6 protein-coding genes are annotated in these 12,420 nt (G+C 66.2%); 4 read left to right on the top strand and 2 right to left on the bottom strand.

From position 1 onward, the window contains the following. Position 1: 1 nt before the first annotated feature. Positions 2–2,332, bottom strand: coding sequence for an NfeD family protein (locus tag Pla111_RS04205; RefSeq protein WP_197524741.1), 2,331 nt, complete (start codon positions 2,330–2,332; stop codon positions 2–4). A gap of 211 nt (positions 2,333–2,543) precedes the next feature. Between Pla111_RS04205 and Pla111_RS04200 the strand changes: the two genes are divergently transcribed. After that, positions 2,544–4,070 (top strand): prenyltransferase/squalene oxidase repeat-containing protein, encoded by a 1,527-nt coding sequence (locus Pla111_RS04200; RefSeq protein WP_146571730.1) that lies wholly within the window; start codon positions 2,544–2,546, stop codon positions 4,068–4,070. 20 nt (positions 4,071–4,090) lie between these two features. Here the strand turns inward: Pla111_RS04200 and Pla111_RS04195 are convergent, their stop codons facing one another. After that, entirely contained in the window at positions 4,091–8,152 is a 4,062-nt protein-coding gene (locus Pla111_RS04195; RefSeq protein WP_146571728.1) for a hypothetical protein, read from the bottom strand. A 338-nt stretch (positions 8,153–8,490) separates the two neighbouring features. Between Pla111_RS04195 and Pla111_RS04190 the strand changes: the two genes are divergently transcribed. The 3 genes from Pla111_RS04190 to Pla111_RS04180 all read left to right on the top strand — a co-directional run bounded on the left by Pla111_RS04190 (position 8,491) and on the right by Pla111_RS04180 (position 12,411). Further along, on the top strand, positions 8,491–10,047 hold the full coding sequence (locus tag Pla111_RS04190; protein ID WP_197524740.1) for an outer membrane protein assembly factor BamB family protein: 1,557 nt from the start codon (positions 8,491–8,493) through the stop codon (positions 10,045–10,047). A 143-nt stretch (positions 10,048–10,190) separates the two neighbouring features. Continuing rightward, a complete protein-coding gene (locus Pla111_RS04185; protein ID WP_146571724.1) occupies positions 10,191–11,726 on the top strand; it encodes an MATE family efflux transporter in 1,536 nt (511 codons plus the stop codon). Further along, complete coding sequence (locus Pla111_RS04180; protein ID WP_146571722.1) at positions 11,710–12,411, top strand: hypothetical protein; 702 nt, start codon at positions 11,710–11,712, stop codon at positions 12,409–12,411. The genes Pla111_RS04185 and Pla111_RS04180 overlap by 17 nt, the downstream gene beginning before the upstream one ends. Positions 12,412–12,420 lie beyond the last annotated feature (9 nt).

Below are 12,420 nucleotides of genomic sequence, written 5' to 3'. Positions count from 1 at the left end.
TCTAACCGCGAACACGCTGGACAAGGACACGATTGGCATGGGCAGAAACCACTTCAATCGGATCGCCGCGCTCGATCAGCTCACCGCGGGCGATCACATCGACGATTTCGCCATCGATCTCAGCGCGTCCTCCGGGCAACAGATCGCCAACCGCGACACCGCGACGCCCCACCAGATGGCTGTAGTCGATCAGCGTCTCGCGACGCTCTTGCTCGATTCGGTCGGCCTCCTCGGGAGGCATCAGCATCGCCCGCCGGAACAGCGGCGAGCGGGGCAGGTACTGTCGCAGCGCAAACCCCGTCGCCAGACAGAAGAGCGACGCCCCGGCAACCGTAGCTAACGAATCGCGGAGCTCATCGAGCTGGGCCGAGGTCTTGGGCAGTAAAAACGTCTGACCGGCCAACACGAGGGCGGCCAAGATCATCAGGCCCCCCCCCAAACCAAAAACGCCGAAGCCGGGGAGCACTAGCACCTCGATCAGCAAAAAGACGACACCCGCCACGAACAGCAGCGCTTCGAGCCAGTCGGCCGTACCATTGAGGAACTTGCTCCAAAAGAAAAGCAAGAAGGCGAGCGAGGCGACAAACCCGCCCAGCCCCAACCCGGGCGTGCTGAGTTCGATGTAGAGCCCCACTACGCCGATTACCAGCAGCAACGCCGCGAGCCCCGGCGAGGCGAGCCCCTCCACCAGCTCGAGCGCCCAGTTGGGTTCGGCCGTTGGAGGCAAGCTCTCGAAGCCATAGAGCTCTACAAGATCGTCGGCCTGGTCCACTTCGCGCCAGGCGATCCCCAACGCCACCGCAGTGTCGGTGCTGAGTGTGAGGGTTTCGCCCGCCGCAACGATCGTGGCACCGGGCTGCCAAGCTTCTGGCTCGGTCTGCTCGGCGAGTTCGGTGGGGTTCATCTCACGAGTCTCGCCGGTCTCGCGGTGTGTGTAGCGCTGCAGCGCTGGCCCGCTCGTCACGGTCGCTGCCAGCAGCGACCACGGGCGCTCAGCTTTATCAGCGAGCGCGCCGCGTACGCTGGCAATCAGCGAGTCTTGATCGCGTTTCAGGTCCGGCAGGCGCGGCGGAGCCCCCAGCGGGCGGGCGTCGTTCGGACGTGGCGGCTTGTCGGCTGCCGGGGCCGCTTCTGGCTGCCCCGCTTCTGGCTGACGGACGACCGGCTCGGCAAACCCGTTATCGGCGGCATCGTCCTCCGCGGCAGGGCCTCCGAGGAGGGCCCCCGACTGCATCACCAGCTGATCGCAAGCGAGCGCCACGAGCGCCGCCGGCCCCTCGGCACGGCGGGGCACGTAGGCAACGCAACGCACCTCGTTCGCATCAAGGTCCGCTAGCACCTGGGCCAGCCGCAGCCCCGCGACCGGATCGCCTCCCGAGCTATCGATCCGCAAACAGATCCAGTTCGCACGTTGATCGCCGATCTCGTTGGCCAGCAGTGTTTCGATGCGGCGCACCAAGCGCATGTCGAGCGGGCCTGCCAAATCGATCATCACGGGTCGCCATGCCGCGGCGAGCGACTGATCAACCAGCAAATCGCCAGCCCCCAAGCCCAGCGCCCGGGCAAGGGCTTGCCGATCCTGTGCCAAGTACTGCACAAGCCCCTCGGCGCGGGCCTCGCGGCCTGAGAACTTCGCCAGCTGGCCGGCAGGGCTCAGCACTTCTTGGCTCGCCACGACTGCCTCTTTCTCCACGGCTTCCAGTTCCGATCGCAGCGCAAGCCGCAGACCAGCGTCGGTTTCGAGTCTTAGCAACTCGGCATCGCGGTCCAGCAAGGCGGTCACCACCGCCGCCGAAACGGATCGCCGACTAGCGACGATCTGCTGATAGAGCGCAACCATGCCGGGCTCGACGCCCTGGTTGGGATCATCAGCCGCGGTGGCGGCACCAAAATCGGCGTCCGGTGCGATCGCGATCTCATCGCACGCCAGCGCTATAAGCACGGCATGTCCGGTGATGGACTGCGGCAGATAGGCGATCGTTCGGACGCCTGCCATACGGTCGCTCACCAGAAAGCGGGCGACCCCGAGGGCCCGCTCAAAGGGGGTTGGAGCCGATTGGTCGGACACCTGAAATTCGATCACCAACAGCGGGCGGGCGCCCTCGGTCGTCTCGGCCTGCAGGCGGATGGCAGCCCGCTCCAGGCGTTGCTGAAAGCTCGCGTCGTCGTCTCCCAAGAGCGGCAGGCTGAGCCGCACCAGCCGCGCCGTCGGTGCGGAGGGGTCGGCGGGGCCCGGCGCTTGTGCGCTGCCAACGCAAGCGGCAGGCAACGCCAAGATCGCCAGGATAGCGCTCGCACAAGGCGGCGCTAGGTTTCGGAGCGACAGGGCCATCGGCACAACAGACGTAAGAAAGGAGCGGTGGGCGGGGAGAGCGCGGCAAGGCCAACCCCACATCAACGGTTACCCGGATTGTAAGACCAGCGGCCACGCAGAAGGAATCATCGGAGCGATGATCGCGTAGCCTCGGAAGGCTTCGACCGGTAATTTCAGGGAGCGCGCTACCGTATTTCGCCACTTCCCCGAGTTTCTTGCCCCGTCCGCGATGACCGCCCCCCCTGCGACGAGCGACGCCCCGCGCGATGCGTCCCCAGGGTCAACCCGTGGCGAGCGTTTCGGCTGGCTGGCGAGCCTCGTGCTGCACGGAGCTGTGCTGGGGGTGCTAGCGGGGTGGACCCTGCCCGACCTACCACATGTGCTCGGCCCGTTGCTGATCGCCGAACCCGCAGAGGACGAGACTCCCGAGGCTCCGCTGCTGGCCGAGGAGCCCCTGACGCTCGATCCGAATGTTTCGCAACCAGTAGCCGCGCTGACCGAGGTAGCACCCGACGCCGCAGCCCCCGCGCCGCCGCGGGATGAGCCCGCCCCGCCGACGTCGTTTGCCCTCTCGCCCGCGACACTTGTTGCGCCCACGCCGAACGGGGCGGACGAACTGGGGCTCGTTGGCGTCGCGGGGCGCGGTGACGCTGCCCGCGGAGCCCTGCTAAAGGCCAAGGGGGGCACACAGGCGAGCGAGATGGCGGTCGGGCGGGCGCTGCGCTGGCTCACCGCCCACCAGAACAGCGACGGCTCTTGGAGCTTAGACCACACCGGTGGCGAGTGCCGCGGAAGGTGCGCAAACCCTTCCAGCATGGCCGATCCCGCCGAGGTCCGTCGCGAAACGCTTCGCTGCGGGACAGCGCTCGCGCTGTTGCCGTTTCTCGGTGCCGGCGAAACGCATGAGCGCGGGCGGCATCGGCTTTCGGTCCGCCGGGGAATCGACGCGCTCGTGAAGCTCGCGGAGCCCAACCGTGAAGGCCCCGGTGCCGATTGGAGCGATCGGGGGCAACTCTACAGCCACGGCCTAGCGGCGATCGCGCTGTGCGAAGCCTTCAACATGAGCCGCGACGAACGGTTGCGGGCCCCGGCGCAGGCAGCGATCGACTTTATCGGCTACGCCCAAGATCCCACGGGAGGGGGCTGGCGTTACCGCCCCCGTCAGCCGGGCGACACGTCGGTTACGGGCTGGCAAGTCATGGCGCTCAAGAGCGCTTCGCTCGCCGACTTACGAACGCCCCGCTCCTCAGCGACCCTCACCCGACGCTTTCTTGACGCAGCCGCCGAGAGCGGCGGGGCCCGCTATCGGTATCGCCCCGCCGATCCGCTGGAGGAAACGAGCCCCCCGCCGCTCAGCGCGACGCGCCCGCTGACGGCCGTCGCGCTGTTGTGCCGGATGTATCTAGGGTGGGAAGCCGACGATCCACGGCTGATCGCCGGTGCCGAGTGGGTCGCCGAACAGGGCCCCAGCCCAACCGACTACTACTTCAACTACTACGCTGCGCAAACGCTCTTTCACTACACGGGTGGCGAGGGGCCCGTATGGCGCAAATGGAACGAGGCGCTGCGTGATCAGCTCGTTGAGCAACAGTCCCGTCGCGGTCACGAGCGGGGGAGTTGGTGGATCGACGACAACCACAACCGCCGCGGCGGCAGGCTGTACACGACTTCGCTCGCCACGATGACACTTGAGGTTTATTACCGCTATCTGCCGCTCTATCAATCGGCGGCGGTGCAAGCCGAGTTTCCCGAGTAACGCGCGGTGCGGCAACCGCATCACGCGCGCGGACGACGATTCGCCGAACGCCGCTTGGCGACCGCGGCCAGCTGGGCCTGGACCTCTTCCCACGCGAGCCGCACCTGGGGGGTACGGCCCAGCGGATCGGCCGGCGCACCGGGGCCATGCCCTTCTTCGCGCTGCTGCTCGACCTCCTCTTCGAGCGCCTGCAACCAATCCGGCGTATCGAGCCCCGCTCCTGTTGGCTCGCGAAGCAGCGCAGCGATCTCCTCGCGCAGCGCCTGGAACGCATGCGGAGAGCGCTCATCGCCCGCCATGGCCGGCCCCGCAAGGGCCTTCAGCCGATCGATCGTCAGCGGTCGGATAAACCGTTCGGCTAGGCGATCGGCAATCGTCGGCAACCGCATGCCGTGGCTTTGCTCCAGCTCGCGGAGGTTGGATTGATGCTGATCGGCCGCCTCGGCCGTTCGCTCGGCAACCGCGCGGCGCCAAAGCTCGGCGGCGGCGGGCCGGCCGTCGCGTTCCAAGATGCGGTGGGCGAGGAACACGGGCATGAGGTTCCACGCGACGCGATCGTAGGCGTTGCGCAAACGGATAAAATCGACGAACACGTGCAGCAGCTCGCCGTGATCGGACTGTGTGGTGGTGCTGTTGTAGTCGCGGTACTCGCGGTAGTTTTCGACGACCACCTCAATGGCAAGCGATAACTCACGGGCGAGGCCCTTGCGATCCGCATCGGCCTCGAGGCGCTCCGCGACGAGCGGGGCCAAGTCGGGCTCGTCGTCACGGATATGATCGAGCCACGCATCGACACCCTGATGCAGCAGGCTTCGCAGGTTGCTGAGGATCAGGAACCGTTGCGTGAAGAGTTCGTCACCATGAGCCCGGACGAATGAGATAAAGCGTTCCCACTCTTGCTGCGATGCGATCCGCTCGACCGCGCTCAAACGCACCGTCTTGCTGTGCTGAAGCCAGCGATCGAGCTGTGATTCCGTGAGGTTCTGCACCGCCTCGACCAGCAGGGCGTCCGCAGGGCGGGCGTCGGTATCGAGCGTGGGCTCGGCGTCCCACTCATCGGCCGAGGCCACGAGACAGCGGACCAGCGCCTCGTAGCCGGCCTCGAAGAGGCGGTCGTACTCGGTGACAGCTCCCTGTCCGCTGGGGCGGTCGTCCTCCATCGCCTGCGCCACGTCGAGCAGCTCACAAGTTTCGCGTACCAACCCCAACCGCGGCAGCCAGCCCACCAGGGCTTGGATGAGACGATGCACGGTTCGCGCACGGACAATCGCGCGGGGGTCGCCCCCGCGGGCCATCGGAACGTACAGCAAGCGCTCACCGCGGAGCGACTGCACCATGTGGGGCCATTGCTCGCGAACCGTCTCGGCGTCGCCTCGCAGCAGCGAACGGAGCACGCCAATCGCGCCGCCGCTCAAGCGGAGCGGGGCGTGATGTTCTTGCTCGGGATCTTCGGTCGATTCAGCAACGTCCAGCGCGACCGCTCCCGCCGCAGCGCGGAGCAACCGAGCCGTATCGGCCATCTCCACACAAGTGGCGATGGTCTGCTCGAGGAGCGACTCGCGGATCGCCCGCAGACGATCAAACTCGACAAGCGATTCGTGCGTGCCACGCGGCCGCGGCAAGCGATGGCGGTGGATCGCTTCGAGGAGCTGACCAAGCCCCACGCAGCGATCGGCCGCTTCACGGCGCCATGCGAGCAGGGTCGCCGAGCGTTGCTCCGAGGCGACGCCTTGAACCCCCCAGGCGATGGCTGCCCGGCGCCACAGCTTGGCGACCGTATTGAGAAACTCGAGGCGTTGCTCGATGCGACCGGCCTCTTCTTCCAGCTCGAGGCGGGTTTCGTCATCGCTGGGCTCATAGATAGCCGAGTCCATGCCGTCGTCAGCGCTATCCTCGAACGTGACCCCCTCGTAGGCCGCGCTGAACAGGCCGAGGTCGTCGTCCTCGTCGTCGCCGTCATCAAAGAGCGATTCGCCTTCGTCCTCATCTTGATCGTCTTCGAGCAGGTCGTCGTCGTCATCGCCGCTGAGAAGCTCTTCGAGCGGATCGTCATCAAACGCATGCTCGCCGATCTCCCACTGCGGGGCCGACCAGACCTCTTCGGCGTTGGCTTCGAGGTGGTCGAAGAAGCGTGTCACGAGTGGCCACTGATCGTTGTCGGTTCCGTCGATACGATCCTCGACCATCCGTAGCCAGCGCATCGCCAGCAGATGGAACGAGGCGTCGCCGTCTTCGAGCGGGGTCAGGTCAACCTGACACAGCCAGCGCATGAGCAGCGCCATTGAGGCGACCGCGTCCCCCTGATCCAGCAGTGCCTCGATCACCAGCTGGAAAGCCTGGGGCGTATCGAACTGATCGACAAACATGCCCCAAAAGCGGATATCGCCGGCTTCGGAGCCTGCCTTACGCCAAGCCCCCAGCGCGCCCGCGACGAGATTCGTCGAGACCTCGACTTCCTTGCCCAGGACACGCCGCACGCCGCTCACGAGCGGCGTGGCGAACTGATCCCACCAGGTCGCGATCTCGCCCAGGGTTTTGCTGAAACCGGCCTCGCGGGTTTCGTCGTTGGCCGCCGCCGCCTCGGTGCAGGCGCGCGAGCACAACCCCAGCAGCTGATCCACGACCTGGATCAGATCGTCCACACGGTAATCATGAACGGTGTTCTCCAGCGCGGGAAACAAACTGAAGTTCCCGCCGAAGCCGACCACATTCCAGGGATCGACAAGCGCGCCGCAATGGATCCCCCGGTCGAGCAGGTCGCGGATCTCGGCGATTGCGCCCCGCACCCCGTCCAGATCGCCCTCATCAATCAAGCGGTGTCCGGCGGTCAACCGACAATCGATCTCACACAGCAAGCGGGCCGACGCCACGCGCACCTCGCTGGCGTGCTCCAGAGCGGCGTCCGGATAGCCCATGCGCGCGTAAAGCCGCGCAAGCTGCACGCGCTGCAACTGGTCGGCGCGGCGCCGGGCGATCTCTTGGTTTAGATGTTGCCGGGCACCGGCGTACGGCTGACGCCGGCGCTGAGCCTCCTCGCGGAGCCGCTCGGCGTGCGCCGCAGCGGTCTGGTCGAGCAGCTGCTCGTAAAAGCGATCGCGATACGCGGCGATCTCGGGCAGCAGTGTCGAGAGAGTCTCTTCGCTGGTGTGCGCACCCGGACCCTGCCCGCTCACCCCCGCCGCCATGAGCATCGTGCCGGCCAGCACGGCCGCGCCCTCTTCGAGCAACTCGGCTCGCGTGCGATGCCGATCGGGAGACGCGATGCGCTCGCGCACCGCTTCGATCACTAGCGGCTGCAAAATAAACCGCCGATAGAAGCCCGACTGATCGATCCGATGAGGATCCCACATGCCGAAGTGATGGTTGGGCCGCTTGTGAACCGGGTGATCGAAGTCGTACTCACGGGGATCGACCGCCAATTCATCGAGCAGGTCGGGATCGAAGGAAGCCGCCCGCAGCAGGTCGGCGGGCGTGCTGCGGAGGATCTCCAGCGTACGATCGATCAGCGGCTGAAGCGGACCGCTCGCTGAGCCTGCTCCGGCAATGTAGAGCGGCGTGGGACGGGTCCACTCATGGCGATAAGGTTCGATCTTCTGATCGGTTTCGAGCACGGCAACCGGTCGGTAGCCGAGAAAATCGTCGAACCGGTCGCGGGCTGCGGCGAGCGCGGCGTCGGTGTCGTACGGAAAGCCGCCGGCCAGGAGGGACTCCATCGCTCGGCCAAGGAGGAACCCGTTCCACAACCGATCGGGCTCGATCCCGCCCAGCAGGTCGCGATGAAACTCTTGGTAAGTCGCCCGAAAGCGCTGCGCCGCGGCGATGGCACCGCCGGCCTGGCTGATGTCGGCAAACGCCCCCCCCTCGCCTTGCAAGCGCTCGGCACCTTCGGCAAGCACGGCGAGCACCCGGTCGATGATCGGTGGCGGATCCGCTCCGAGAGAAGTATCGCGCTGATCGACAAACAGGGTGTCTAGCGCGCGCAGAAACTTCGGGTCGGGCTGGCCCGACGAGAAATTCAGGTACCCTATCGCTTCGCGGAGGGCCCGATCGGGAGTGGCAGCGGGTTGTCCGGCGTCGGGCATTCGCCGTTGCAAGCAAGCGAGGAGCGGGGCTGATCAGCCGCGCACAGGGGACCGCGGGGCTTCCTGCCCCTACATTCGGCGCGATCGGCATCGTAAGGGAGGGGTCTCGCGGGGGTCTAGCGTCACCCCCCGGTCACGACGTGCATACCCAGCCCGGGGTGACTACTATCGAAGGCGGAGTCTCGCTGCTCGCCGAGCCGCGATCTTCACGTCGTCCGCCCACGATCTAAGTGGCGTTTGATGGCGGTTTTCCCCTTTGTTTTTTCGCCCTCCGCTCCGCGAACGACCTTTAACTACTTATGGCTTGCTCACCGCGTGGATATCGAACGAGGGCCCTGATGGTAGCGGCACTCGTTCTGCTCGGCCTGGAAGCCCCGGCGCTCGGCGCTTTGGTTCCCGAGTCGGGGCTCACTGCTAGCGGTCTGGAACGGGTCTGGATCGCTCAGGCGCAGGTCGATCCGACGCAGGGGGGAAACGTCAACGCGGTGCTCCACGGCGATGCGATCTATGTCCTGAGCTCTAAAGGGGTGGTGCAGGCCTTCGACGCCCAAACCGGTGCGACCCGCTGGACGCATCGCTACGGCGACCCCGAGCAGCCCAGTTACGGGCCAACCGTTCATTCACGCTACAAGCCCAAAGCACTCGAAGCGGGCGCAGCCGCTCCCTCCAAAAAGGACGCCCCGCTCGACCAAACCGAATCCGTGCTCGACGAACAGCTGGTGGCGATCGCCAACGGCACAACGGTCTACTTGCTGGACGCCGCGACCGGCAGGGTGCGGATTCGCGATAATCGCCCCTCGACCGCCGCGCTGATCGATTCCCGAGAAGCGCGGCTTGAGAAGCAGCCCACGCCGGTCATCTTTCGACTCCCCGGCGCGCCGGGCGGCGCGCCGATCGTTGCCGATTATCGGGTGTTTGCGCCGCTGGTCGATGGCCGCATCGTCGGCTTGCCGCACGACGAGGTCCGCGGCATTCCCTGGACCTACACGTCAAGCGGACAGTCCTACGCCTCGCCAACGCTGCTGCCGGCACCGGTCAACCGCGTTGTGTGGACCACTACCGCCGGGCTGCTGTACTGCGGCTACGACGACGGGCGGGGCGTGGCGTTCCGTTTCCGCGGGGCAGCACCGCTCGTTGGTCCGGCAGCGGTCAAGGACGCCAGCGTGGTGATCCCCACCACCACGGGGCTCGTTTACGCCGTTAACGCTACTAGCGGACAGCAGATCTGGCGGAAGTCGGTCGGCAGCGACGTGAGACAGCCTGCGGTGATCGCTGGCAACGTGGCTTACGTTGGTTCCACCGAGCCTGCCTTGCACGCCCTCGATGCGACAACCGGTGCCAACTTGTGGTCAGTTGAAGGGGTCGATCAGTTCGTCGCGGCGAGCGCCGACCGTGTCTATGCCACAAGCCCCGACGGACGTCTGGCGATCATCCGACCGGGCAAAGCGGGAGCCACGGCCCGCTGGGCCGACGCCACGAACGTGACCGCGATCCCCAATCGGGAAAACGATCGGTTGTATCTGGTCTCGCCCGAGGGACTGATCCAGTGCCTGCGTGAACAGGGCCCGGAAGATTCCCCGCCCGCTGCTGCGCCGGACACGCCCCCCGCTGCCGAGGCGGCACCGACCGACGAGACACCGGCTAAGGAAACCCCCGGGAGTTCTCCTATTGACGACCCGACAACGGACGAAGCGACTCCCGACCAGCCCGCCGCTGACGACGACCCGTTTGCTGTGGCCGACGACGGCGGACAGGATGACCCGTTCGCGGAGAGCGCCCCCGCTGATGAGCCGGCTGAGGAAGAGCCCGCTGCGGAAGAGCCCGCTGCGGAAGAGCCGGCCGAGGACCTCGCCCCCCCGGCAGATGACGACCCGTTTGCGGATCCGTTCCAGTAAACCGCCCTTAGCGAGGTGAGGGCTGGGCGTTCGCGCCCGCTGAACCTCCAATACGCAGAGCGTGTCCGAGTGCCCCGTGGCGAGCCCGCAGGGCCCAGACTCGGCGGCACTATTGGACAGGCGGACAAGGCAGACAGGGCGGCATGGAAGGCGTACTCATTCCCGCGACCGATCCCTCGGGCAGCAACCTGCCCGAGATCGGCGATAACCTCGCACCCGATCCCTCGGGTTCACCGGGCGAACGCCCCAGCTGGTGGCGGGGCCCCGGCGGCGGAGCCGAGGTGCTAGCAGTGGCCGCTCCGTTGGTGGTGTCGAGCCTGTCATGGACGGTCATGACCTTCGTCGATCGGATGATGCTCAGCAACTGGTCGGGGGCCGCGATGTCAGCCGCTTTCGTGGCGACTGTCGCGTGGTGGGCCGTGGTCTGCCTGCCCGTGGGGCTCTGCAGCTACACGGGCACGTTCGTTGCCCAGTACCACGGATCCAACCAGCCGCAACGCATCGGTCCGGCGGTTTGGCAGGGGGTGTGGGTGGCGTTGGCCGTGTCGCCACTGGTGTTGGCGCTGGTGCCGCTGGCGGGGCCCCTCTTTGCGCTAGCCGGGCACACCGGCGAAGCCGCTGCGCTGGAAGCACGCTACTTCCAGCTCATGTGCTACGGAGCGCCGGCGATGCTGCTGGCGCAATCGCTCTCTTCGTTTTACAGCGGACGCAGCAAGACCGTGCTGGTGATGCTCGTCGATACCACGTACGCGCTGGTGAATCTGGTGCTGGACTACTGGTGGATCTTCGGGCTATCGATCAGTTGGCAAGGCGAGGCCGTACGCATCTTCCCCGCGATGGGCATCGACGGGGCCGGCTGGGCCACGGTGCTCTCGCTGTGGCTCAAGGCCGCAACGTATCTGGTGCTGATGCTGCGGGCTGATAATCGGCTGCGGTTCCGTGCGGACGATTGGCGGATCGATTGGGCGCTCGCCGGTCGGCTGTTTCGCTTCGGAGCCCCCAGCGGCGTGCAGATGCTGCTCGACGTGCTCGGGTTTACCGTCTTTATCGTCCTGGTAGGCCGATTGGGGGCCGTCGAGTCGGAGGCAACGAGCATGACCTTCAGCATCGGCTCATTGGCGTTCATGCCTATCTGCGGACTTGGTCTGGCCGCGAGCATCCTGGTGGGTCAGCACTTGGGCGAGAACCGCGATGTTGCCGCCGCCCGCGCAACCTGGACCACGCTGCACGTGGCGTGGGCGTATATGGCCGTGGTGTCGTTGCTGCTGTTGGGGGTGCCGCAGATTTTCTTGTGGGGCTTCTTTGCCAGCCCGACGCCCGTCGCCGGCGAGACCGCGCCGCGCGAAGCCGTGGCCGCCACAGCGCTGGTTCTGATGCGTTTTGTCGCGTGCTACAATTTCATGGACGCCATGCTGATCGTCTTTGTCAGCGCGTTGAAGGGAGCGGGTGACACCCGCTTTGTGCTGCTAGTGAGCCTCGTGATGGGCTTCCTGCTGGCGACCCTCAGCCTGCTGGCGGTGGAAGTTTTCCAGGCAGGGATCTACGGCTGTTGGGCCTTGGTATCCTGTTGGATCGCGACGCTCGGCATCTTGTTCTTCCTGCGATTCTTGCAAGGCAAGTGGCGTTCGATGCGTGTTATTGAAATGGACCAAGGTCATCCTGATGCATTGTCTCACTAAATTGGCAGCGTACGCCGGGCCGCTCGCGGTGGTCCTGTGCTTTGTGACACCGGCCACCAAGTGCTTGGCACAGACCACGCTCGTGGAGCGCTTCGATACGGCCGAGGCGCTGAGCGCGTGGACGCTGCTCGACGCTGACTCATGGCAACTGGCAGCGGATCAGCCGCGGGGGATGCTCCGCCTCGTTCAGAAAGCCTCGGCCTACACTCCTCCGCACCGCAGCCCGGGCCATATCGCGCTGTGGGAGACGGTCTCTTGGGGCGACTTCGATCTCAAAGTGCGGGTCCGCAGCACGCACCCCGACTACGGCCATCGCGACGTGTGCCTGTTCTTCGGCTGGGTCGATCCGGCCCATTTCTTTTACGTCCATCTGGGCAAAGAGCCCGACCCGCACTGTCATCAGATCTTTGTCGTGGACGGGGCGGACCGCCTGGCGATTACCGACGGCGGCGAAAAGGATGCGGGGGCCCCCTGGGATGATGCTTGGCACACCGTTCGGCTTACACGTAGCCGAGCCACGGGCCGCATCGCCGTTTACTGGGATGGCCAGAACGAGCCGATGCTGACCGCCACTGACACGCGATTCCCCATCGGCAAGCTGGGCGTCGGCTCGTTCGACGACACGGCGGATTTCAGCGACCTGCGTGTCAACGGCGTGGCGGTTTCCGTGGATGCCGCCCCCTAAGGTCGCGTC

It is taken from the genome of Botrimarina hoheduenensis (genome assembly GCF_007859815.1).
Lineage (GTDB): Bacteria > Planctomycetota > Planctomycetia > Pirellulales > Lacipirellulaceae > Botrimarina > Botrimarina hoheduenensis.
This window is presented reverse-complemented; position numbering and strand designations above follow the sequence as displayed.

Excerpts from the sequence above, each read along its gene's own strand:
- Pla111_RS04195 (WP_146571728.1), bottom strand. The coding sequence starts at position 8,152 with ATGCCCGACGCCGGACAACCCGCTGCCACTCCCGATCGGGCCCTCCGC.
- Pla111_RS04200 (WP_146571730.1), top strand. The coding sequence starts at position 2,544 with ATGACCGCCCCCCCTGCGACGAGCGACGCCCCGCGCGATGCGTCCCCA.
- Pla111_RS04205 (WP_197524741.1), bottom strand. The coding sequence starts at position 2,332 with ATGGCCCTGTCGCTCCGAAACCTAGCGCCGCCTTGTGCGAGCGCTATC.
- Pla111_RS04180 (WP_146571722.1), top strand. The coding sequence starts at position 11,710 with ATGCATTGTCTCACTAAATTGGCAGCGTACGCCGGGCCGCTCGCGGTG.
- Pla111_RS04185 (WP_146571724.1), top strand. The coding sequence starts at position 10,191 with ATGGAAGGCGTACTCATTCCCGCGACCGATCCCTCGGGCAGCAACCTG.
- Pla111_RS04190 (WP_197524740.1), top strand. The coding sequence starts at position 8,491 with ATGGTAGCGGCACTCGTTCTGCTCGGCCTGGAAGCCCCGGCGCTCGGC.